This window comes from Bittarella sp. HCP28S3_D9 (assembly GCF_052065655.1).
Lineage (GTDB): Bacteria > Bacillota > Clostridia > Oscillospirales > Ruminococcaceae > Bittarella > Bittarella massiliensis.
Genome location: NZ_JBQHTP010000030.1, coordinates 1 through 22,237 on the forward strand (window position 1 = coordinate 1; position 22,237 = coordinate 22,237).

General features: G+C 64.0%; 24 protein-coding genes. All 24 read right to left on the reverse strand.

Annotation, left to right across the window (positions count from 1 at the left end):
- Positions 1-4,245: tape measure protein (locus tag ACTNAU_RS12380; RefSeq protein ID WP_441098598.1), on the reverse strand; the 4,245-nt coding region annotated here is incomplete at its 3' end.
- A gap of 40 nt (positions 4,246-4,285) precedes the next feature.
- Positions 4,286-4,834, reverse strand: a complete 549-nt coding sequence (locus ACTNAU_RS12385) for a DUF7240 domain-containing protein (RefSeq protein ID WP_441031780.1) — start codon at positions 4,832-4,834, stop codon at positions 4,286-4,288.
- Positions 4,835-4,837: 3 nt separating this feature from the next.
- Complete coding sequence (locus tag ACTNAU_RS12390; RefSeq protein ID WP_441031778.1) at positions 4,838-5,386, reverse strand: hypothetical protein; 549 nt, start codon at positions 5,384-5,386, stop codon at positions 4,838-4,840.
- A gap of 47 nt (positions 5,387-5,433) precedes the next feature.
- Complete coding sequence (locus tag ACTNAU_RS12395; protein ID WP_441031776.1) at positions 5,434-5,790, reverse strand: hypothetical protein; 357 nt, start codon at positions 5,788-5,790, stop codon at positions 5,434-5,436.
- A 64-nt stretch (positions 5,791-5,854) separates the two neighbouring features.
- Positions 5,855-6,166, reverse strand: a complete 312-nt coding sequence (locus ACTNAU_RS12400) for a hypothetical protein (RefSeq protein ID WP_441031775.1) — start codon at positions 6,164-6,166, stop codon at positions 5,855-5,857.
- Between the two features lie 10 nt (positions 6,167-6,176).
- Positions 6,177-6,680 (reverse strand): hypothetical protein, encoded by a 504-nt coding sequence (locus tag ACTNAU_RS12405; protein WP_441031773.1) that lies wholly within the window; start codon positions 6,678-6,680, stop codon positions 6,177-6,179.
- Complete coding sequence (locus ACTNAU_RS12410; RefSeq protein ID WP_441052903.1) at positions 6,680-7,333, reverse strand: hypothetical protein; 654 nt, start codon at positions 7,331-7,333, stop codon at positions 6,680-6,682. Before ACTNAU_RS12410 ends, ACTNAU_RS12405 begins: the two co-directional genes overlap by 1 nt.
- Before the next feature lie 430 nt (positions 7,334-7,763).
- Positions 7,764-8,522: a hypothetical protein gene (locus tag ACTNAU_RS12415; RefSeq protein WP_441031769.1), complete on the reverse strand. Its 759-nt coding sequence runs from the start codon at positions 8,520-8,522 to the stop codon at positions 7,764-7,766.
- A gap of 3 nt (positions 8,523-8,525) precedes the next feature.
- Entirely contained in the window at positions 8,526-8,771 is a 246-nt protein-coding gene (locus tag ACTNAU_RS12420; protein WP_343095443.1) for a hypothetical protein, read from the reverse strand.
- Positions 8,772-8,773: 2 nt separating this feature from the next.
- On the reverse strand, positions 8,774-9,496 hold the full coding sequence (locus ACTNAU_RS12425; RefSeq protein WP_441031767.1) for a hypothetical protein: 723 nt from the start codon (positions 9,494-9,496) through the stop codon (positions 8,774-8,776).
- Between the two features lie 31 nt (positions 9,497-9,527).
- A complete protein-coding gene (locus ACTNAU_RS12430) occupies positions 9,528-11,228 on the reverse strand; it encodes a major capsid protein (protein WP_441031765.1) in 1,701 nt (566 codons plus the stop codon).
- A gap of 259 nt (positions 11,229-11,487) precedes the next feature.
- Positions 11,488-13,689, reverse strand: a complete 2,202-nt coding sequence (locus tag ACTNAU_RS12435) for a phage head morphogenesis protein (RefSeq protein WP_441098600.1) — start codon at positions 13,687-13,689, stop codon at positions 11,488-11,490.
- A complete protein-coding gene (locus ACTNAU_RS12440) occupies positions 13,676-15,127 on the reverse strand; it encodes a hypothetical protein (protein ID WP_441052907.1) in 1,452 nt (483 codons plus the stop codon). The genes ACTNAU_RS12435 and ACTNAU_RS12440 overlap by 14 nt, the downstream gene beginning before the upstream one ends.
- 3 nt (positions 15,128-15,130) lie before the next feature.
- Positions 15,131-15,442 carry a hypothetical protein gene (locus ACTNAU_RS12445; RefSeq protein WP_343095454.1) on the reverse strand — a complete coding sequence of 104 codons (312 nt, stop codon included), beginning with the start codon at positions 15,440-15,442 and terminating at the stop codon, positions 15,131-15,133.
- Between the two features lie 60 nt (positions 15,443-15,502).
- Positions 15,503-15,781 carry a hypothetical protein gene (locus tag ACTNAU_RS12450; protein ID WP_432490318.1) on the reverse strand — a complete coding sequence of 93 codons (279 nt, stop codon included), beginning with the start codon at positions 15,779-15,781 and terminating at the stop codon, positions 15,503-15,505.
- A 13-nt stretch (positions 15,782-15,794) separates the two neighbouring features.
- Positions 15,795-18,191: a terminase large subunit domain-containing protein gene (locus ACTNAU_RS12455; protein WP_441031759.1), complete on the reverse strand. Its 2,397-nt coding sequence runs from the start codon at positions 18,189-18,191 to the stop codon at positions 15,795-15,797.
- A gap of 71 nt (positions 18,192-18,262) precedes the next feature.
- Positions 18,263-18,736 (reverse strand): hypothetical protein, encoded by a 474-nt coding sequence (locus ACTNAU_RS12460; RefSeq protein ID WP_441031757.1) that lies wholly within the window; start codon positions 18,734-18,736, stop codon positions 18,263-18,265.
- A complete protein-coding gene (folE, locus tag ACTNAU_RS12465) occupies positions 18,729-19,316 on the reverse strand; it encodes a GTP cyclohydrolase I (RefSeq protein ID WP_441031755.1) in 588 nt (195 codons plus the stop codon). Before folE ends, ACTNAU_RS12460 begins: the two co-directional genes overlap by 8 nt.
- 3 nt (positions 19,317-19,319) lie before the next feature.
- Positions 19,320-20,081: a 7-carboxy-7-deazaguanine synthase QueE gene (locus tag ACTNAU_RS12470; RefSeq protein ID WP_441031753.1), complete on the reverse strand. Its 762-nt coding sequence runs from the start codon at positions 20,079-20,081 to the stop codon at positions 19,320-19,322.
- A 29-nt stretch (positions 20,082-20,110) separates the two neighbouring features.
- Positions 20,111-20,689: a 6-carboxytetrahydropterin synthase gene (locus ACTNAU_RS12475; protein ID WP_441031751.1), complete on the reverse strand. Its 579-nt coding sequence runs from the start codon at positions 20,687-20,689 to the stop codon at positions 20,111-20,113.
- A 139-nt stretch (positions 20,690-20,828) separates the two neighbouring features.
- Positions 20,829-21,284, reverse strand: coding sequence for a hypothetical protein (locus tag ACTNAU_RS12480; RefSeq protein WP_441098599.1), 456 nt, complete (start codon positions 21,282-21,284; stop codon positions 20,829-20,831).
- The gene (locus ACTNAU_RS12485; RefSeq protein ID WP_441031748.1) at positions 21,281-21,541 is read right to left on the reverse strand and encodes a hypothetical protein; all 261 of its coding nucleotides are present in this window, start codon (positions 21,539-21,541) and stop codon (positions 21,281-21,283) included. Before ACTNAU_RS12485 ends, ACTNAU_RS12480 begins: the two co-directional genes overlap by 4 nt.
- Positions 21,538-21,813, reverse strand: coding sequence for a hypothetical protein (locus ACTNAU_RS12490; RefSeq protein ID WP_343095450.1), 276 nt, complete (start codon positions 21,811-21,813; stop codon positions 21,538-21,540). The genes ACTNAU_RS12485 and ACTNAU_RS12490 overlap by 4 nt, the downstream gene beginning before the upstream one ends.
- Positions 21,810-22,130: a hypothetical protein gene (locus ACTNAU_RS12495; RefSeq protein ID WP_435546304.1), complete on the reverse strand. Its 321-nt coding sequence runs from the start codon at positions 22,128-22,130 to the stop codon at positions 21,810-21,812. Before ACTNAU_RS12495 ends, ACTNAU_RS12490 begins: the two co-directional genes overlap by 4 nt.
- Positions 22,131-22,237: the final 107 nt, after the last annotated feature.

The window sequence follows — 22,237 nt, forward strand, 5'->3', positions numbered from 1 at the left end:
GTTGTATCCGCGGAGCAGCGCCTTCCACGCCGGGGTTCCCTCCGCCAGACCGCCGCCCTGATACCGCGCCGCAACGTTCGTGAACGTCTTGTCGCGCAGCATCGCCCGGCGCTTCTCCGGGTCGCGGAGGACCTGCGGGGCGACGCGATACCCACCCGAGTTCAGGGCGTTGAGGTTATCCACGCCGATGTTCCGAACGGCCTTAGCGTTGAGGACGTACTCGTGGTTCGACAGCAGCGCGGGGATCTTGTCGTCCTTCGGCCCACCCGGGCCGCGCACCGCACCGCCCATGGCGAACCGTACGGGGTACGGGGCCATCTTCTGTGTCCCGAGCAACTCGGACGCGGAGTTCCACATCCCGACGATGCCGTCGTTAAACACCGACTGGATCGCGAAGCGGACGGGGCGGGCGGTGGCTTCACGCACCTGATTCCACTGCTGCGCGATGTTGCCAGCAGCCCACCCGAACGTGTTCGCCGTGTACGTCAGCGCCCCGCGGATACCAGCCATAGCGGGGTTCACGCCCGTGTTGAGAACATTCCACGCGGTGTTCGCGATGCTGAACAACGCGGGGTTCACGACGCCGTAAGCATTCCACGACGTGTTAGCGCCAGTAGCGTTCGACGCGGCCTGCATCCCCAGCATCGCCGGGGTCCACGCCATGCTCGTCATAGCCAACACCGCCGAGCCGGTCGCGGACATTGCGGTCTGCATACCCAGCATCACCGGCTGGAATTGCGTGTCGTTCATGGTCTGCGCGGTCGTGCCGACGCTCGCGAGGGCGGGGTTCACCACCTCGCCGGTCTGCTGCTGCGCGGTGGCTCCCCACGCCAGCATCGACTCCTGCTGCTGCTGCATCATCGCGCCCAGGGCGGCACCATCACCGGGCATCTGGGCGACACTGTCTACCGCGATTCCGGGCACCGGGGCGGGAACCACCGGGGCGGCGACCGTGGGGGCCGCGACCTCCGGCAGCGACACATCAGCCGCCGAGTTTGCCAAGCTCTGCGCCGCGCCCTTCACGCTCCCAGCCATAGACTGCACGCCATTGATTAGGCCCTGCCCGATGTTCTCGCCGTAGCCCGCGAACACGCGCGACGGGGAGTGAATACCCAGCGCCGACTCGAACGGCTTGCGGATCCACCCCGGAATCTTGTCGAGGAAGTAGCTGCCGATCTTCCCGGCGAGGGAAGTCATGCCGTTGATCAGACCTTGGACGATGTTCTTGCCGGTGTCGATTAGCCACGACCCAGCATCCGACAGGGCTCCGCGGATACGCCCCGGCAGGCCCTTGAACCAATCAATTACCCCGCCGATAGCCTGACCCACCCGCCCCGGCAACGGCGCGACGTGATCACGCCACCACCCGGACACGGCATCGCCCATTGCCGCGAACTTGTCCTTCGTCCACTGCCACGCCTGGCCGAACCAGTCCTTGATCGCGGTGACGGCCTGGCTAATCCACCCGGGGAGCTGCACCAGCACGTAGATGAGCCCGGTGATGGCACCAATGACCACACCAACGATCGTCACGACCGCGACGATCGCGCCGACGACCAGACCAAGACCAATGATGATAGGCGTGAGCAACACACCACCAATGATCATCAGCACCTTCTGCAGAACAGGCCAATGATCCGAGATGAACCCGCCGACCGCTTCACCAATCCGCTTGAAGAAGTCCACGACCTGCGACACGATAGGCCACAGCGTCGTGTTCCAGAAGTCCATGAACCACGACCCGAACGCCGCGACCTTCTCGGTGATGGTGTCCCACACCGGGGCGATGATCTCCGCGATGCGTCCCCACGTGTCAGCAATCCAAGTGTAGATGGGCGATAGGACGGACTCCCACACCCACATAAACGCAGTACCGATGACGTCCCACACGGCGCTGAACGCGGTTGCGAGTCCAGAGAAGATCCCGCCGAAGAAATCAACCAAGCCGCCCCACACCGCCGTGATGATGTTCCACGCGGCCTGCGCCCCATCCACGAGGGTCTGCCACACTGCCTGCACCCAGCCGGACTGGAACCAGCCGACGATCGCGTCCCACGTCCCGACGATGATGTTCTTGATCCACGTCCACGCGGTAGCCACCACATTGACAAGGCCGTCCCACACGCCCTGCCAGAACTCGCGGAACCCGGCGACGTTATCCCACAGAAGTTTGAACACACCGATGATGCCGACGATAGCGGCGATGACGAGGGCCACCGGCCACATAGCAACGAGCCACGACCCGGCGATAACAGCGGCGTTCGCGACGGCGGCGATGCCCGCGCGGACCCACCCACCGGCTATCATGCCCAACGCCTTGACACCGGCTCCAAGATTCTTCGGGGCGGCGATGATCCACGCCCCGGCGATGCGCCCAGCGTTCACGATAGCGGCACCGGCGGCTTGTCCCCACCCGGCGATCATCGCGCCGAACGCGCGGGCATACGTGCCCAGGTTCTTCGGGGCGGCTATGATCCACGCAGCCCCAGCCTTAATAGCCTGAACCGTCGCCACCGCAGCCATGCGCACCCACCCGGCGATGATCTGAACGAACGCTATCGTGTACTGCACCAGGTTCTTCGGCGCGGCCATGATCCATGCGGCGGCGACACGCCCGGCCTGCACAAGTGCCTGACCGCCCAGCATGACCCACTGACCGATCATCTTCGCCACCTGAATCGCCATAGCACCAGCGGCCCTAGCCCACCCAGCAACGGTCGTCCACGCCGCCGCGACCATCTTCGCCCCGGTGATGGTGGCCTGCAGTCCGCCCAGGACAAACCCGCCGATCATGCTCCCTAGCGAAGCCAACGCGCCGACCGCCATAAGCGACACGGCACCCGCGACGACACCACCAACTACGATCATTACACCCTTGAAGGCATCCGCCGCCAGCGACCCCTCGCCGAGCCACGTCACGAAGTCCTTAATCGGCTGGTTCAGCCCCTTGAACACGCCGGTGAGGAACTCCACAGCCTTCGTCATCGGGCCGATCATGGGTTCCAGCAGCGTCGCGCCGAACGCGGACAGTGAGGTCTTGAAGTTCGCAATCTTCGCCGGGAGGGTCTGCCCCATATCCTTCGCCAGCGACCCCGTGCCCTTATTGATAGCCGTGACGAAGTCCTCGAACGAAATCTTGCCGTCCGAGATTGCCTTCTTTACATCAGCCTGGGACATGCCCATGCTGTCCGCGAGGTACTTCGTCGCATTGACACCAGCGTCGGCCATTTGCGCCATGTCCTCGCCCGTGACCTTGCCCTGGGCGCTGATCTGCTGCATCACACGCCCCACGTCCACGCCCGAGCCCTCCGCGATGGACGATAGGGCCGTGAACGCTTGGATCGCGGAGTCCATCGGCTTGCCGAGCTCCACACCAGACTGCGCGAACATAGCGGAGTACTTCGCCGCATCCGCCAAGGACACCGACGTTCCCGTCACCTGCTCGGTCAGCTTCGCCATTTGATTCTTCGTCTGCTCCGCCGACAGGCCCACGGATTTGAACATCACCTCGGCACGCTGGATGTTCATCAGGCGGTCGAACCCGCCCTTTAGGATCGCCATAGGCCCGGCGATAGCGCCCACGGCCACGCCGATCCTGCCGATAGCGCTCGGAACGCGGTCAGCGGTCTGCTCCGACTCCTTCAGTGCGTTGGTGATGGACGTTTTAATCGACTCCGCCGCGCCACGGGCCGAGGAAGCCACGCTACCCATCGTCGCGGACACGCGACTCACCATCCCGGACGCAGCCGACGCGACACCGCCGAAGCCGTTCGCGAAGGACACGCGGATACCAGAAGCGGCACCCGACGCGGCCCGTCCCACACCATCCAACGAGGACGACGCAGCCGACGCAGCCGAGGATGTCGAGGACGCAACACCACTAATGTTCGATGCCCAGGACGACGACACCCGGCTCGCCGCCGACGCGCCCTTACCCGACAGATCAGTCAGCGCCGAGGAAGCCACCGCCGCGGACTTCTGCGTCGACGTGCCAACCTTCCCCATCTCCGCCGCCCACGACGACGACGCATCACGCCCCGCCGAGGACGCGGACGATGCAACATTCTGGAACTCCGTGCCCACGTCCTTCACGGACTTCTGCGCCGCATCGGCACCCGATTTCACGCCCCGGTTGAGGGCATCCCCCGCCGCTTTGCCGCTGCGGTTGAAGAACGTCTGAACGTCCTGCTCGAACCTGCTGAAATCAGCCTCAATCGTCACCCGCGCCGTGCCGACAGTCGCCATACCATGAACCTCCCGATCCTACGCCCCATACTCTACCGTGCTAAGCGTCCAGCGCTTCCAGCATCGCCGCCTGCGCCGCCATGTCCGACGGGTCGAACCCCGCGGGCTTCTCAATTGCCCCGGTCTTGACACGCGGCTTGTAAACCTTCTGCCGATACCGCGCTCTCTCTTTGTCGTCCTTGTGGGACTCTAGGATCATGAACTCTACCGCGTCGAGCATCGACCCGAGTTGCCGGATCTGCACCATCGGCTCCGGGATGCCCGACGTGATTAACCGGCCCCGAACCTGCGCCCAGCTCTCCACCAACGCCGACGACAACGCAGCCACCGCCGAGAACGGCTTACCCGTCGCCGCTTCCAGCCACTCGATCAGCAGCTCCGCCGGGGCATCCTCCGGCAGTTCGTATTTACCCCGCGCGTCGAACCAAACCGCATCGTCGTCTGATAGGTGCTCCACGACGATGTCCACTATTTCTAGGTACTGGTCATTCGGGCTCATGCCCGCCAGCTCGTGGATACGTAGAGCGACAGCCGGGCCGGGAGACGAAAACTCCCAGTCCCGGCTGTACGCGCGAACGATCAGCGCCACGGCCTAACGCTTACGCAACTTCGCTTCGCGGGCCTTCTGACGAGCCGCCTTCTCCCGCTCCGCCTTCCGGCGTTCCTGCCGGTTCGCGAACGACTCCCACTCCTGCTCCGAGTCGTTATCCACGACGAGCTCTTCGAGCATGTCCACCATCGCCGCGATGGACTCATAAAAAAACAGGGACGAACCGCGGCGTAGCACCTCGTCACGCCACGCTAGGAAATCCTCCGGGTCGATATGAGTCTGGCAGAAGTCCGACATGATCGCGGTGCGCTGCACATCATTGATCAGGCGCGAAGACACATCCGATGCGAACAGCGTCATCTCGGCCGAGGTGGGGCGGGTCACCAGCAGCGTCCGGCCCAGCATCTTCGACTCCACCTCGACCGTCTCCGGGTCGATGCCGTCAAACGAATCGACGCTCAAATCTCCATGTTCCGCAACCGGGGCATCCGCATCACCGTCGAGCTCCGCGAGCTCGCGTCGGAGCTGCTCCCGACGATCCTCCGCGGACTCCACATCGGCCTTGAACGCCGCTGCCTTATCGTTTGCCATGATTCCTCCATTAGGGGATATGTGTGGTGTGTTTCCACACCAACTTATCACGATTTCCGGAAGGTGAACCCGTTCCGGCTCGCTGCGAGCTCCGCCGATTTCGCGAGCCACGGCTGCGCCTTCGTCCCCGGGTGATGCACCCGCTTCGCGAACCGCACCGTCCCGCCACGCGGCACCCACGCGAGGACGCGTTTATTCCTCGGCTCAATCACATGCGCCCGCGTGCCCTCATGAACGAACATTGCGTACGACGTCTTGTTCTCCACCCCGGCGACGACCTTCGTTCCCTGCACCACAATCGGCGTGGTCTCATTCGCGCCGCGGAGACGACCAGTATCCGTGGGGGTAATCCGGTTCGCGACGAGTTGTGTTTCCGCCTGGGCTTTACGCACCAGCTTGAACACCGGCCCAGCCGCGCCCGCCGTGACCTCCGCTATGCCGGCCCGGTTCGGGGTGAAAACGATACCGCTACTCGGCATCGGACGGGTTCCCATCGTCCACCGCAGCCGGGGCGGTGCGGTCATCCCACATGCGGATTAAATCACGGCGCGGGGTCTGCTCGTGGAAGTCAATCCCCATCTTCGTCAGGAACTCCGCCCACGCCGCCCGGGTCGCGTTCTCCGCCGGGGGCTGCGGAGCGAAATCCTCCACCACAACCACCATGCCATTAGCGATTAGGTTGTCAATATAGGCCGTGCGGGTAACGGTCGTCTCGTCTCCACGCTGCCAGCCCATGACGTTGCGGACCCAGCGGATACGAATGTTGAAACTGTTGCTCATGATTGATCTCCTACATCAACTCGAAAATTATGGACCGGTACACGGCCACGGTGCCACCCTCCGGGCCGTACACCTCAACCGGGTACAACGCCGACGAGCGGACGTGATGCTCCATTTCCAGCTCCTTCGCCGCCCGGCACGTCGCCGCCCACAACCGGTCCTTGTCGTCCTCTTGGATCGCGAACTCCCGCTCCATCGTCTCAATCGACGGGAGGACACCACCATCACCCAACGCTTCGGAACATCGGGCGATGCCGACGGTGAACTCGACGGCGAGCCGCCCACCGCACTGCGGAATCTCCGCGGGCGACGGGAACGTCTCCGTCCGGAACCTAATGCCGGACATGACCCACGCGAGAACGCACGTGTCGAAATTGTCCAACGCGGGGAGACTCACGCCGGGGCGGAGCTCCGTCCCCCCGGACACGCCACCGACCGGTGGGGCCTCGGAATCGTTGAACGCTTTATCCATCCACCGCACCAGCGCGGCGGACACCTGATCGGTCCTCGCCATTATCCGAGCACCTCCGAGTCCTCCGCTAGTGCGTTAGGGTTCACCGACCGTATCCACGAATCAACCTCCGGCAGGCCGGTGAGCCCCTCCCCAATAACCTCCGCCGGGTCGGCCATGTGCACCGACACTCCCTGCCGGGTCACCTGCGTGGCGTATTTGGGGAGTCGGCACCGCCCGGAATCGACACATTGTAGATACCGCTCCGCCGCGAGCCTGCCAACCATGAACCCCGCCGAGGGGGGCGCGGGAATACCCCGCTGGTAGTGAATCGCCGTCGGGCGAGCCCCACGCACCACCACCGCATCCCCCGACACCGCGAACTCACCATCGGACCCGTCCGAAAGCTCCACCCGAGTCACCTCGAACACCGGGCCGGGCAGCACGATCCGCATACACTCCGCTGTGGACACATCCACGTTGAACCACTCGCCCCGCCACAGCGTCGGCTCGCACCGCAAACACTGCTCAACCCCCGGGTGATACACCGCCGGGCACACCCCGAACTGCCGACCCGTCAGCGCCCACAGAATCTCCGTAGCCGTATCCACAGCCAGGCGGGCCACATCCTCTTTACCCTCCGGGATAGGGGGGAAGCACGACATGTCTACCGGCCACTCGCAAAGGTCACTCATACCGGTAATGCTACCAACCACGACACCCCTCCCCGGGTCGGGAAACGAATAAACCCCGCCCCCGGGTAATGATGGTCCTCCGCACCCATACGCCGGATCAATCGCTGCTCACCACAAGACAACGAGATCACAAGGCCACAAGGGGCGACGGTCTCCACACCATCATCAACCAGGAACGGGGCTCATTCGGACAATCCCTCATTCTCGGCGCGATACTGCCCACCAGCCGGGCGGCAAACTCCCCGCCGAGCACCACAGCGGTTGAAAACACCCGACGGTGAAGCAGCATCGCACCACCAGCATACAACCACGAATCCCCCGCCGTGAGTGGACAGCGGGGGAATCATGGGTACGCGCAAGAAAAAATGGTTTCTTGTCACCACCGCAACATCTGGAAGCGGAGGCAGCGACCCTAATCGGTAGGGCCACCACCCACCACTATACCGGATGATTAGGCAGCGGAGAAATACGGGGACGGCACGGTAAGCTCCACCGCGCCCTTCGTCACCTCCGGGGGTGCGATGGTGGTGCGCTGCATCAACAGGTGGGTGCGAGCAGGCACCGGGGCGAGCAGGCGACCCGCGCTACCATCCGCACCCGGCACGACGTTATAGGGACCCTGGCCCCAATGAGCACCGCTGCCGGTGTACGCCGACACGGTAACCTCCGCCGCGTCGGTGCCGTTGATGGTCAGGTCGCCCAGGGTAGCACCACGCACCCAGGGGAGCAGGATGTACCACCACTGACCGCCAGTCTTACCACCCTCAACAGACTTGAAAATGTCGTCGTTTTCCGGCACCTCGCAGTCATCACCGCCGCCAGTACCGGCCCACAGCTCCAGCGCCACGGAACCGGAAGTGTTGCCACCGGTCTGCTGTAGGAAACCCGCGGTGTCGCCGTCAGCGTCGAGAACCGCCGCCTGGTCGGTGAACATCGTCAGCAAGTCCGGCTGAATGCCGCACAACTGGAGGGTGAGGTTGTAGCGCTTGAACTGGTCTTCGGTGCGGTCGGTCGCGCACACGACACCGGACGCGTTCTTCTGCTCGATGTCGTCACCATCGGAGGTTTCGCGCTCCATGCCGAACTCGATGAAGCCGTCGGTGACGATCTGGTTCTTCGGGCCCTTTAGGGGGAGTCCGCAGCGGCCCACGCGGGTCGCGCGCATCCGGAAGCCCTTAATAACCGGGAGTGCTTGGTTGATTGCAGCCATTGTTTAGCCGTCCTTCTTAGTAGTCGTTTTCTTGGCGGACCGAGCCGCCGGTTTATCCTCTTCGAGGACACCAGCCGCCACAGCGGTATCGCGGGTGACGCGGAGCGCCACGCCACGCGATGCGGTGACCGTCTGAACCTCGCCAGCGGCGACGAGCTTCGCCGCTACATCTTGGAAATCCTGCTGCCGACCCATGATGGGCGACACCGTCACCACATCACCGTCAGTCTCGAAAATTACGCCAGCCACCGCTAGCTCCCTTCGTTGATTTTGATAGAAGTACCCAGCCACACCACGGCGAAGGCACGCTCCGCCACGGTGAACCGGAGGTTCGTCGCCGGGGTGAAACTGTTATGAGTTTCGATCTGGTTCCGGTACACCGTCACAGATCCGGTGACGTAGGTGCCGTCCAGGTCAGTCTCATACCCCGCGCCCGCCGCCACGGGGCTCCCCATGATCGTGCGGAGCACACCAGCAGTCGAGATGACCTGCCGGGACTCAATCAGACGGGGAAGGTCCGACGGGCGGACATGCACCGTCGGGGTCAATCCCTCGGCCAGCATCGTCGCTTCGGCCTGCGGGATACTCGACGCGGTGTTCGGCTCCTTTTTCAGCAGCGCGGCGAAATGCCGCTCCACATCAATCGGTTCAACCGCCTTAAGTTTCTCCACCGCCCGGGCGGACAACTCCGCTTCGGAAAGACCCACGGCGGCGCACTCTTCCGCAGCCCACACAGCGTTACCGGGGAACTGCATCAACGTTGCGGAATTACCGCCGTGCTTCGGCCCCTGGCCGGGGTTGCACGGCTCCGGCCATAGACCATGACCGCCGATGGATGGGACGCTGACCTCCACCCCGTGAATGACGGGGCGCTCCACGTCCACGAATTGAGCTACCGCGTACAGGCCAGATCGCGACGGGGTCGGCAGCGGGGCGCGTCCGACGAACTGCATCGGCTTCACAACTGTTGCCATGCCGACACCTCCTTTCTACGATCCGGTTAGGTTACTCTGCGGGGACGGCGGGGTTTGTCGCGTGACGCAGGCCAACCTGGCCGTTGATCGCGACGGGGATGGTCAGCTCGCGGGACTCGTAGCCACGCTGGCCCACGGCGAAACCATCCTCCAGGAACATTTCGGTGCGCTGGTTCTTGGACAGGCCAGTGCTGTCGTAGATAGCGCCGAGGTTCACGACGTTCTGGACGGCGGAGAAGAACGTGCCAGCGGGGTACAGCAGCACCTTCACCTCGGCGGGGTAGCCAGCGGATGCCGGGTCGCCGTTGAGCGGCTGGTAATCATCGACCCACTGGAAGCGCACGCCACGGTCCGCGAAGTGCTGGTCGAGGATCTGGTCAGTCACACGCTCCGGGAGGACATCATCGCGGTACGCCAAATCGGCGCGGAGGATGGATCGCAGCCATGCGGGGGCGACACCCTCCAGGGTGGAGGTGCCCAGGCGGAACTTCTGGCGCAGCGTCTCCGCGTGGAGCTCGATGCTGTTCAGCACCGTGCCCGCGGTGCCCAGGGCAGGCACACCCACGGCGACCTTCTTTGACAGGGCGATGACCTTCGCCAGACGGGCGGCGGATAGGCGGTGGAGGTGACCCTTCGTGGCGTTCTCCAGGAACTTCGCGGTCAGCTCCGGCCAGCCGGTGTTAGCCAGCAGATTCGACGTGACACACGTCCACAGGACATCCATGCGGACTTCCTGCATCTCGGCGCAGGGAATCTCGATGCAGTCCTTGGTCTGGCCGCTGATCGCCTGCGCTTCGGTCATGGTGCCGCGGTTGGTGGCGTACAGCGTCGAGAAGTCCGGCTCCACCGGGTAGCGCAAACCACCGCGGGACAGGCTGATCTCCGGGAGGGAGAACAGGTTCGCCGCAGCCGGGGTGGGCAGGAAATCATAAATGGTCTCGGATGGGGCGCACCATCCAGCAGCCGCGACGAGGGAACCGCCGTCAAGGCGGGACTCGTCGGTGGCGTGGTCAATCGCGGCGACCAGGCTCGCCTCGTCGGATGCGACGAGTTCGGTCGGGAGGTCGCGGCGGATGTGTCCGAAGTGAGATTGGGTCTGCTGGCCGACGGTCGTGGCGCGCAGGGCGCGACCGGACGAAATGCCGTTGAACGCTTCCGCGAAGTCGAGGAAGGTTGCTTCGCCGGACTTGAAGTTCGGCGCGGCGGGGTCGAGGGTGAACGGGGTGGTGGACTTTGCTTCGCCCCGGTAACCGGCGGTGGCTCCGCCGTAGCGTCGCTTCACAGCGAACTCCTTCTCGTCAGTATCGGTGTCGTCGGAATCATCCTCGTTGGTGGACTCGCCCGCGTCGTCATCCTCGGACTCGTCGGAGTCGTCGGAATCATCGGTGCTGTCCTGCTCACCGTCGGCCCCTTCGGACTCTTCGGAATCGTCGGAACCACCCTCGTCGCTATCATCCGCGAACGCGGCAGCAGCGGCGGCGGCGCGGTCCCGGCGACCTCGGATAGCGGCCTGGGCATCCGCCTTAGCGGCCTCGGCCTTAGCAGCACGCGCCTGCGTCACGGCTTCCGCGAGCTTCTCCAACGCGGCGACCTGCTCCTCGGTAGGGTTATCGCCCGCGTCGGCGGTCAGCTTATCGTAGACCGCCTTAGCGGCGGTGATGATCTTGTCAATCTCCGCCGGGTCGGTAGGCATGTTCGCCACGGCCTTGAGAATGTCATCCAGCGTGTTCATCTGGTCTCCTTGTCGGTCTCTCGTCCCTCTACGTCGGGAGTGTACAGGGCGACATGCCCCTCACCTCCCACAGTCTAGCTACGGGCTTCGCCCCTATTCGTGATGATCTCCCCACCGCCGTTCCGCGACGCGAACATCACCGCCTGCGTCTTAGACAGGAATGTTTGCTCCTGCACCTGACCATCCGCGTCGGTTGAGCGGACGGTGTACGTCGCCGGGGTGAAGCTTCCTCCGCTGCCACATGCTCCACAAGCCATTGTTAGTCCTCCTTGCTTTCCATGATGTCCCGCACCGCCTGATAGCGGGCGGGCACGTCCGGCTCCACGTCGAAGCCGATGACGCCCTGCGCGGCCTTGAACCGTTCGCGGAGCCCCGGCGCGTGCGCAAGCTCACCGGGGGAGTTCCCTTCGGCGCGGAGGGCGGCGAACACCTCACGCACCGCATCCATAGCAGCCACGCGGGCGGCATCCACCGGGGACAATTCCTCGACAGCGGGAGCAGCCCACCCGGACGCGCACAACGCCAGGGCTTGACCATCCGCGACGTACTCCCGCCGCACGGGGAAGCCCGGGGTGGACACGGACAAGGCAGCGACGAGCTCCAAGCTGTTGCCGACGCGCCGCCAGTCACCAGATAGGGGTGCGGTCGCGGCTTCGCGGAGCTTCGCGGCGGGCGCGTCCTGATTCACCTCACCAGCGACCCAGATGCCGTGCTCGTCCTCACCGGCGCGGACGAACGCCCAACACGACCCGGTCGTGTCGTAATGCTCCGCAGCGGCACGCACACCAGCGCGCACACCAGCATGACCACCACCCACAGTCAGACGGCCCACCGCCACCGGACCATCATCGGTGAGCACCGTGGACTGGTGGAAATGCGCGTACCCAGCCGCCGAACGGGGCGGGGTCACGCACTTACCGGGCTGACCGACGTGACACGTATCCCACAGCGCGAGGTGCCCGAACACACGCCCTTCCGGGGTGACGGTAATCGGAGTCGGCCCGTCCAGGCCAGGGTCAGCGAACGCCGCCGAATCATATTTCGGCAGGTCCAACACCGCACCAGCCGACGCGACCAGGCCGTCGGTATCCACCTCCGACTCGTCGCCGGTGAGTTGAATACCCACGTTTTCGAACGCGGGCTTCGCCACCAACGTCGCCGCCATGATCGTCGCCGAATGCACCTCCAGCCGAGGACCATCCTCCACCTCAAACGTGTCGGCAAGCATGTCGCACAAATCAACCGACGGGCGGATCACGCCCTTCTCCAGCAGGGCGATGACCTTATCCTCATCCGAGAAGATTGTGCCTTCCGCCGTGAACCCGTCCGGGGTGACCTCGCCCCGGTCGATGGTTCCGACGATACGGGACGAGTCGTGGCCCTCGCTCGTCGTTTCCTGCCACAGCAGTGGAAGGGGAAACTTCCGGAACCGGAACTCACCATCGGTCGTGAAAATACGACCATCACCGGTCGGCTCACCCACCGGGGCGAGACGGCCCTTCCACTCCAGGCCCTTCGCGCCACTAGCTGCCAACGCATCCATATCTAACTCCCTGATCTGTCGCTCTACGTCTCTCATACTATTGATCCGCGTCGCCCACGGTATGTCCGCGCCGATTTCATCCTCGACGTAGGTCGCGGTGCAGCGGCACTGGATCGTGTTCTTCGCCGAGCCGTTAGCCCGGTCGCCGGGGTAGCGCAGCAGCTCCCCACCCACCTCGAACGGCTCGTCCACCGGGCGGGTCTGCCCGTCCGCTTCGGCGTGCGCGACCCGCGTCCGCTCGTCATGAGCCGCCGACCACACTTTCACCATCGGGACACCAGCATCGGCGGTCATCGTCGCGGAAGCGTGAACCGCCGCCGTGCGGGCCTGATGAAGCTCCGTCCGGGCGATCCGCTCCGCCCGGCGCATCCACCCCTCATAGCCCCCTTCGGCATCCCACGATAGGAACTGCCTAACCAGCTCCCGCTGCTCGAAACTCCCGCCCGTCCCAGCCTTCGACAAGATACCCTGCATCGTCTGGAACACCGTGTCCTGCATTCCCACCACGAGGTTCTCGGTCGTGCGCATGTAGTCCGCGAACAGGTGCCGCCACGACGGGGATGCGATGATGAAACTGATCTGCGACGGGTCCACACCCGCGAACGTCGCGGGAATCTCCGCGAGAAGGTCAGCGACCGTCGCCGGGCCGGACACACCCGACGGCCAGGGGATAGCCACGTCCGGGGACACGAACCCCGTGTTCGGCGCGTCCGCCGCCGCCGTGGCGATGAACTCCGCACCCAGCGCGGGCATAACGTTCACCGTCACCTCCCCAGCCCATTCCTCACCGGCTGCGGTGATCATATCCACATCCTCCCGGACCGTGGCGATCCACTCCTTCACAGCAGCGGTGACGATACCGACGAGCTCGTCAGTCCCCCGGTTCGGCTCCGCGCTGAAACGACTACGCGCCACCATGATCACCCCCCGCCGTAACGGCCCGCAGCGGGGCACCAACATTCGAGCTAATCGGACGGTCCAACACGTTCTGCGGGAGGTCGAAGCCCAGCACCTCCGCGAGGTAGGGGAACAACGACGGTGCCTTCGTCACCAACCGTTCCGCCAGGGCGCGGCGAGCCACATCCGAGTCCTTGTCGTCCGCGTCGTCCTCGCTGAACCCGAGTTCCCGGCGGAGCGCGGCAGCGGACAACACGCCACGGTCGAACGCATCCAATGCGGCCTGCGATTTATCCTGCTTCTGCGCCAACGCGGACATATCCGCCGCGACCGCGACACTCCCCGCTTCGCCCTCCGGCATGAACGGGCGCAGCACCGACTCGGTGAGACTGTCGCAAATGACCTCCACAAGCGGGCTAATGTGCTGCCGCAGCGCCGACTCGTCCACCAGGCCAGCGTTCCAGTGCGTCGAGTCGCCCATGCCGAGCAGCACCTCCGGGGGCACATCCAACGACAACGCTAGGCGGCGGATCGCCCGCTCCCGCGTGTCCACCGCCTTCGCTTCGATACCGGTGTCCAACGTCAAGTGACGGAACTGCGCCGCGTGCTCCGACGGAACCTTCACCACGATAGGGGTCACAGCGGCGGGCGAGTCCGGGTCGTCCTGCGCCGACTTCATTGTTGTGTATAAACTCTTCGAGAACGAGGTCGCGTCGTCCTCTTGGGTCGGCATGGCCGGGCGTGGGGGAAGCCCCGGCGCGTCGGCGGCGCGGGGCGGTCGGCGGCGGGGGAGCTCCGCTTCGGCGGGGACAATCAGAATGCCGTTACCCGACACGCGCGACCGAGCAGCAGCCGCGATGATCCGATCCATCGCCCTGATCTCACGAAGCACCGGAAGAGCCGCCCGCACCGACGACCGCGATTCCGTCGGCTCGTTCGGGGACTTGATCCACACCTTGAACAACGACTCGGTGTCGTCGTTGATGATGTGCTTCTTCTCGCCCAGCTTGATCTCCCACTCGCCACGGATCGTTTTCGACACGTGATTCGTGGGGATCACCAACCACTGTTCCTCGCCCGTGTTGTCGTCGGTGATGATCGCGATGTAGAACTCGCCAACGACGGTGAGCAACGTCGCTGCGTGGCGCAGCAGCTCCGCTGTTCCCTCCGCACCGCCGCCGATATCGCGGACGATCTGCCGAGCCAGGCGGTTATCCGACGGGGAGTTGGTACGCCCAGTGTCGGGGTCCACATCCGCGGCGTACAAGCCCACCCGGGCGGCGGATGATCCGATCCACTGACACACCGCCGATAGCTCGCCGACGGTGTTATACATCTCCCAGGCTTCGGCCTGCCACGCGGTCTTTTTCTTATCGTCCTGAAACCCGCTGCTGTTGCTTTGCGGCACTCCGACTTCCATTTTCTTCACCGATGCGGTGAGACTGTTCAGGATGCCCACGGCTTACTCCCCCTTAGCGGTGTAGGCGGTGAACCCGTTGAGCCACGACATACCTGCGGCCATGCCGGGGATGCCCCACCACGCGGTGACGGGCCAGTCGCCGGGGACGGTGAGCCACGCGACGACGGCGAGGATGATCGCGACCCACACGCCGACGCACCAGGGGCAGTGGACGAAGTACGTCACTTGGGACTCGACTCCCCACCGGCGGAGGACGAAGTCTCGGAATGGCTGGAATATCTGGTCAGCCGTGATTAGCCGGGTGATGCGAGCGCCGAGCAGTGCGGCGCACACGATGATGATGACGTGGGCCATAGGGGGTCACTTCCTCTGATGATGGGTGAATGTAGCTCACGCTTAGACTATCAGCACCGGTCAGCCCACCAGTCCGCGTTGAACGTCGGCTAGGCGGCGGCGGAGTCGCCTATTCTCCGCACGGAGCTCGTCGGTGGTGGCGAGGATGTCCTGCAGCACCTCGAAGCCTTCCTCGTCCATGATCTTGCCGATCCGCCCCCGGTCGGCGGAGGTGAGCCGAGCATCCTCGGTCAGTGGTTTGCCACGGTTCATCCACGCGGCGGCGACGATACGCTTCGCCGTGGGGGACAGATCCGTGAACTTCATCTGTTCCCACAAGCCGATCGTGTAGTGCGCCATGATCTCTCCCTACCTACCACTCGCCGGGGAAGGCGATGCTTGTGGTGACACCGATTGTTTTCTGGATGTGTTCGTACCCATTGACCATCGCATCGACCCGGTCGGGTGATGCCTGGCCTTGTTGCCATGTTCTCATTTGGTTCTCCAGCACGCGGTGCTCGCCGAGCATCCGCAGCCTGCCGGTTTGCGATGCCTGCCGGGCACCAGCCGCGCGGGCGGTCTTATCGCCCCTGGCTCGCCACGGAACCAGCCGGAACGGCATCCTATCCTCCACAGGCACCAAATCGAGAATGCCCAATGTTTCCTGCATCGCGCCGAGCCCATCGCCGCCACGCCCCTCGTCATGCCATAGTTGAGCAGCCGCGACGGTATCCCCGCCGGTCTGGCGGAGCAGTTCCGCCTGCCGGTGAATATCATGCCACGCGTTCTCCAGCACCGCCCGGTAAGTCGCCTCCGCCGTGAACGCCTCGTACACGATGTCGCCCGCCCCGGTGCTGATCGCGAGCGACACCGCTTCCTTCGACCACGTCGCCGAGGTCATCGGGGCCGAGTGGTCTTCCTCCACGATTACGTTGCCGTAGTCGTCCCAGCCCATGATTAGGATGCCCGCTTCGTCGCCCGTGCCGGAGTCCGAGGGGTCTACCGACACCACACGCCCGATGATGTCCGACGACTGGCAGCGGTGCTTGTTCAGATCCTCGGCCGCGAACAAACCTCCGGTGGTGGGGGTCGGCACGCCCTGATATAGGGCTGTCCACACGCGCTCGCCGACGCTCCGCCGGATCGTCTCGAAGTCCCTGCGGGAACGACCACGCGCCGACACCAACGCTTCGCCCGGTTGTCTACCGAGCGCATCGGGCACACCTTCCTCCGCCACCGCGGGAATGTTCACCACCCGCCATAGACGGTTCTCCGGAGTCTGTCTTAAATCATGTTGGATCAACCGCCCGGCGAGGTCGTCCTCATGCCAGCGGGTGTTATGGCTCACGAGCCCGTTGGCGATGAAGTTCTCCGTCCGGTCGATCTGCACATCGAACACGTCCTCCACCCCGCAGGGGGTGATGGACTCCACCTCGTCAGGAGTGACGTTGTAGGTAGTCAGCGGACCGTCGGAGGACGTCTGGTGACTTCCCGTACCCGACGGCGAGGTTGCAGTCGTTGCAGAGCAGGCCACGGACTCGACCGGTCTCGTGGTCGTGGTCGATGCACAGCTTCCCGTCCCAGTGGGCGCGAGTGTTCCCGGGCGTAGGGTACTCGCCGCAGACCGCGCACCGTCCCCCTTGCTGTTGCAGGAGTGCGTTGTACTCGTCGGCAGTGATTCCGTATCGGTGCTTGACTCGGGCGGCTCTACGGGATTCCGGGTTGGCAGACGGGGGCCGGTGTCCGTCTGCCCACCGTTTCCGGTTGTAGTGGGACATGCACATGCCCTTGCATTTCGCGGGCTTGTCACACCCTTCTGCGGAGCAGGTGACTCCTCGCCACTTTCCCCAGTAGCCCTCCGGATGATGTCGCCCGGCTTCAGGTCTCTTAGTCTCGTCCATGTTTCGTTGCCGTCCTTCACGGTCAGGAAGGGGTGCCGTGCGTTTGCGCGGACTTCTACACCCGATTTCATTCTAATCCGGTAGATGGAATCAGGGCCATTGTTTCGCCAGTTTTTCACCGTGGAGGTAGTCAACCGTCCCCCCTCATACGTCGCCACCTCATCACCCGGTCGAATATCCCGCAGTGGTCGCTCGCTCCCGTCCGCCATGAGGACGGGAGTGTCCCCCGTCATGCACATGATCAGGATCACAGCAGCGCCGGGGGCGAGACGAGTCTGCGCCACCGAAGTCCACCACTCCCAGACTTTCTCCCGCTCGCGGGCGGAGTCGGCCTGTTGCTGGTTCTTGAACGGGTCGTCAATCAGCAACACATCAGCCGCCCTACCCGTCAGGGAACCGGACACGCCGGATGCGTACACGCCGCCCTGCGCCCCGAGGACCGACCACGATGTCGCCTGCCGGTGGTTCGGGTTCAGCGCCAGGCCAAGGCGGTCAGGCATCGCCGCGCCCGACAGTGGATCAATAGCCCCCGAACCGTACTGGGCGATGATCTCACGCGAAGCCATGGCGTTACGACGAGCCAGCGAAGCCGCATACGATGCCACGACGATACGGGAATCGGGGTTCCGCATCAGCGCCCAGATGGGTGTCCAGATTGCCACGCGGGTTGATTTGCCTTCCTGCGGCGGCATGGTGATGATCAGCCGACCACCATCGCGGAGGGCTTTAGCGATTTCCTTGTCGATCAGCTCCAGGGCCGGGGTCTGTCGCATCTTCCGGTCCACGCTCATAGCCAACTCGCCGGGCGTGCGGAACCTCATGCGGTTGTTCTTGTTCCGCAGGGCGGTGACGGCGCGGCGCATCGCCATGATCCGCGCTTCTCCACTTAGCCGGTCGAATGCTCCGAGAATCTCCGACCGGGTTGGCTCTCGAACCACCGTTACACCTCCGACTCCGACTCCGTGTCGTGTTCCTCATCCTCCCGCGCGGCCCGGCGGAAGTCCTCCAGGAACTCCTCGACCAACTGATCAGCCAACGCCTCTTCCTCCTTGCTGACCGTGATTTCATGCTGCTGCGGCATGTCCAGCCCCATCATGCGACACCGACGCTCCGAGATGCGGATAGCGGTATTAATCGCGGGCACATCGCCCTTGTTGATGTCGGCCTGGAGTTTCAACTCGTAGTGGTCTAGCTTCCGGCCCTCGATGACACGCAGCTGCGCCGCCTCGTGCTTCGGTGTCTCTTTAAGGTAGGTGTCAATCTTGCCCCACACAGTCCGAGCGGTCAGGCCGAACTCACGACCGATCGCCTCATAGGACGCGCCCATTCGGCGTAGGCGGAGCATCTCTTCGATTTCCTGCAGCCGTTCTTCCTCGGTCATGCCGACGCGCGGGCCGGGGCGTTTCTTAGCCACGGCGACCACCGCCCACGTGCGCCGCCCAGAACGCATCCACATCCGCGCTGTCCCGCACTCCCCACTCGTTGAACGTCATGGTGTCGGAGCACTCGTCGCGGACTCCGCGGAGGGTCATACACCCATAATCGGCGGTGATTGCGCACGCGACCCACAGCGGGTTCAGCCGATCGGCGATAGCGTCCACGACTTGCGCGGTGATGTTCTCTTGGACTTGGAGCCGACGCGCGTACCCGTCCACCAGTCGGTTGATCTTCGACAGGCCGACGACCCGCTCGCCGGGGCGGGGCCGGTACGCGACCGTCGCCGTGCCGGTGATGGGCAACAGGTGGTGGGCACAGGTTGATTGCATGCGGATGTTCCGAACCACCACCAGCCCCGGGTTCTGGGGGGCGGTGAATGTCGTGGCGAGGTGATCCGCCGGGTTCTCCGTGTACCCGCCGAGCACATCCGCCCATGCTTTCGCCACGCGGTGCGGTGTGTTGTCGGTGTGGTCGCCCTCGTCAATGTTGAAGGCTGCGAGCAGCCCACTGATCGCGGACTCTGCCGCCATGATCTGATCCTCGGTGTAACTGTGCATAATCTAGTGTCCTTTGCTGTCGCCCCACGCGAGGGCGTGGAGTCGGTGCGAAACGTTGATTCCCTGCTCGGCTGCTGCGTCGCATATCGCGGTGAACCGGCGGGCCAGCAGCTCCGGGGTCGCGCCCTCCGGCATGACCCACACATCCCCACGGTCGCAGCCGTGCTCTAACGACAGATCAACCGCCCGCGTAACAGCTTCGGGAACGTCCTCGTCCCGGCCCACGTCGATAACCCACTTGAAGCAGAACGGGGTCTCCCACGTATCCCACTGCCCGAGGGTGGGGTTATGGTGCTGGTTCCGCATCGGAGCGCCGAGCTTCGGGGACACGGTGATGTGGTCAAACAATGGGGCGAGCTCATGGGGAACAATCGTGCCGTTCGTCTCCACATGCACCTCGCACCCGTGATTCTTCAACCGGACGAGCAGCGCCCTAAACCCGGCGCGGCGTGCGTGCATCAGCGGCTCCCCACCGGTGAGCACCACCATCGCTCCGTGGGGGATCTGCGCAACCACATCGTCCACCATCACCCGGGGAACGGTTGAAAGCGGGATGCCGTGCTGCCCCGTCGAATACGGGGTGTCGCACCACGAGCAGGATAGGTTGCAGCCGCCCAGGCGGATGAAGTGGCACGTCCGCCCGGCGTGCGGTCCCTCGCCTTGAATTGTCGGGCCGAACACTTCCGACACGGGTAGGCGCTCCACATTCGCTTCGGGATGCTGGTCGAGCCAGTCGAGCATTGCGGTCATGTAGTCGTAGTCCATCACAGCGTTCCCTTCGGTCGGTACGTCGCTCACGTCTTCGGAGTCTCCGACCACGACACCGCTATGGCGGGGAGCCCCATGTTCCGCGCGGTCTCGTACAGCAACCGGGTCATGTTCTCCGCTGTTGGGTTGAAGCCCACCCGGTCGTTCAGGTGCTGGTGGTCGAACTTCTCGTCCAACCACGCGCCGAAGCCCGCGAGAGCACGGTAGTCCAGGACGAAGCCAACGTCGTCCAACTCGTCGCCCAGGGTTTCCAACAAGGCCAGCAGCTCCTCGTTATCGTACGAGCCAATGTCTGCCGTGCGGTTATCCGCCAGGACGATCCGCGTTGCCTGATCCTCGTCCACGTCCACGACGTAGCAGTCCAACTCCGCGAAGTCCGACACCCCCTCTTCCGCCAAATCACGCGCCGCCATTAACGTGTGATTCCCAGCCAACACCTCCATCGGACGGCCCGTATGCGTCCCCCGGTTCACAACGATGGGTCGGAACTGCCCATTGACGCGCAGGGAGTCGGCGGTCGCTTGGACGTCGCCGCGGCGTGGGTTCTTGTGGTGGGTGTGGAGTTGGTTGGTGGGGATGGTTTGTGTGTGTCCGAGTTTTGTCATGGTTTGATGTTATCTTAATTTTTTGTTGTTTTGGTTTGTTGTTTTTTTGGGTGGGTATGGGTGAACCCCCGCGAGGTTTTGCCGAACCTTGTCGCGGGGGTTCTTGGTGATGGACTTGGTATCTCTCTGATGTGCCCCTTTATGGTGGGTCCTTGCGTTGCAGCGCGTTGGTGGACTCACCTGTGTGTGATTGTAGCAGGTGTGGTTGTGGTGTCTCTTCTGGTTGTCCGACGAGGCGGCGGACGATGCGGGCGGTAGGGTCTGATTGCTGCGCGATCTCGACTCCGTCACGAGCGCTGTCGAGACTCTGGCACCACATCGTCAATCGGCATCCGTTTGGTTGGTCGATGTGGTTGCACTGTAAGTTTTCTCGATCGATGCCGTACTCCCACTGCATTCCGGCGATTTGCTCGGCCATGACCGGGGCGGCTGCGACTAGGGGTGCGATGTCTTCGTCGTAGACGATGGCGGGGCCTGCGTACCAGGCATCCTCGTAGTCATCCCATGGGTCGAAGACGGGCACTTGGCCGATTTCCCACGGGCGGGGGTAGTCGTCGCAGCTGAGGGTCTTTGCTTGGTCTGGCGTGATGGTCATTCTGTTTCCTGTTCTTCCATGCGGTTGAGGGCGAGGGCGAGGAAGGCGCGCCCCAAGTCTGCGAGGCGTTCCGGGGTGCTGTCTGTGTACAACTCGGCGACGATGTTTTGGTCTGCTTGTGGGGTTTCGGCGATCCAGCCGGATACGGCTGCGGCCTTGTGGAGGTCGGCTGTGGACACGGGGTGGCCCTCGACGATGTCGTGGAGGATGCGGGAGGTGTGGGCGATGATGTTGAGCCAGTCGGTGTTGGCGGTCATTTGAGGTCTTTCAGTAGGTCGTTGGGGACGCAGCCGCTTAGGCCGTGTGGGTTCTCTTCGGCGTACACCTCGGTTTGCCCTGGCGGGCATTGCAGTGTATCTGTCGTGTATGCCAGGCATCCGCCGAAGCTTCCTAGTATTAGAGCCCCGGCTATGGCGGCGGTGATGGTGATGCGTAGGATGCGGGATCGGCGCTCGTCCCAGGTCGCTGCGGTTCCGATTGCGATTCCCGCTCCGATGCCGATGAGCGTGCCGTAAATTGCGAAGCTCATTCGACTACCTCCGGTTTGGATACGAGTCTGCGGACGATGCGGTATTCTGCCCAATCTGGCGGTGGCGCTATCCGTCGCGCTTCTTCTTCGCTGTTGAACCAGCCGACCTCGAATGTGTGCGCTGGCGTGTTGAATGGCGGCTCCGGTCGCCTACGGTTGCCCCATCCGGTGTAGTGTTTCCAGGCTCCGTTGAGGTGGGCTTGCGGGGCGTACTCCCACTGCATCCCGGCGATAGTGCGGTAGGCGCGGCGCTCGATTCGGTTAGCGTCCGGTTTCTGTTCCAGGCGTGCGCGTGCCTGTTTGGGTGTGATGGTCATGATTGATCCTTTGCGAGGTTGTAGATGTGCCCGGCTGGGCGGGGTACGAGCTGCGCAGCGCCGCGCTGCTCGAGGATCGTGATGGGCGACTGTAGTCGGGCGTAGAC

Coding starts and splice junctions, on each gene's coding strand:
- ACTNAU_RS12470 (WP_441031753.1), bottom strand. CDS start 20,081: ATGGACTACGACTACATGACCGCAATGCTCGACTGGCTCGACCAGCAT.
- ACTNAU_RS12405 (WP_441031773.1), bottom strand. CDS start 6,680: ATGGCGAGGACCGATCAGGTGTCCGCCGCGCTGGTGCGGTGGATGGAT.
- ACTNAU_RS12415 (WP_441031769.1), bottom strand. CDS start 8,522: ATGGCTGCAATCAACCAAGCACTCCCGGTTATTAAGGGCTTCCGGATG.
- ACTNAU_RS12400 (WP_441031775.1), bottom strand. CDS start 6,166: ATGAGCAACAGTTTCAACATTCGTATCCGCTGGGTCCGCAACGTCATG.
- ACTNAU_RS12445 (WP_343095454.1), bottom strand. CDS start 15,442: ATGGCCCACGTCATCATCATCGTGTGCGCCGCACTGCTCGGCGCTCGC.
- ACTNAU_RS12435 (WP_441098600.1), bottom strand. CDS start 13,689: ATGGTGGCGCGTAGTCGTTTCAGCGCGGAGCCGAACCGGGGGACTGAC.
- folE (WP_441031755.1), bottom strand. CDS start 19,316: ATGCACAGTTACACCGAGGATCAGATCATGGCGGCAGAGTCCGCGATC.
- ACTNAU_RS12480 (WP_441098599.1), bottom strand. CDS start 21,284: ATGACCATCACGCCAGACCAAGCAAAGACCCTCAGCTGCGACGACTAC.
- ACTNAU_RS12455 (WP_441031759.1), bottom strand. CDS start 18,191: ATGGCGATGCGCCGCGCCGTCACCGCCCTGCGGAACAAGAACAACCGC.
- ACTNAU_RS12495 (WP_435546304.1), bottom strand. CDS start 22,130: ATGACCATCACACCCAAACAGGCACGCGCACGCCTGGAACAGAAACCG.
- ACTNAU_RS12425 (WP_441031767.1), bottom strand. CDS start 9,496: ATGGCAACAGTTGTGAAGCCGATGCAGTTCGTCGGACGCGCCCCGCTG.
- ACTNAU_RS12450 (WP_432490318.1), bottom strand. CDS start 15,781: ATGGCGCACTACACGATCGGCTTGTGGGAACAGATGAAGTTCACGGAT.
- ACTNAU_RS12475 (WP_441031751.1), bottom strand. CDS start 20,689: ATGACAAAACTCGGACACACACAAACCATCCCCACCAACCAACTCCAC.
- ACTNAU_RS12485 (WP_441031748.1), bottom strand. CDS start 21,541: ATGACCGCCAACACCGACTGGCTCAACATCATCGCCCACACCTCCCGC.
- ACTNAU_RS12430 (WP_441031765.1), bottom strand. CDS start 11,228: ATGAACACGCTGGATGACATTCTCAAGGCCGTGGCGAACATGCCTACC.
- ACTNAU_RS12490 (WP_343095450.1), bottom strand. CDS start 21,813: ATGAGCTTCGCAATTTACGGCACGCTCATCGGCATCGGAGCGGGAATC.
- ACTNAU_RS12390 (WP_441031778.1), bottom strand. CDS start 5,386: ATGGCAAACGATAAGGCAGCGGCGTTCAAGGCCGATGTGGAGTCCGCG.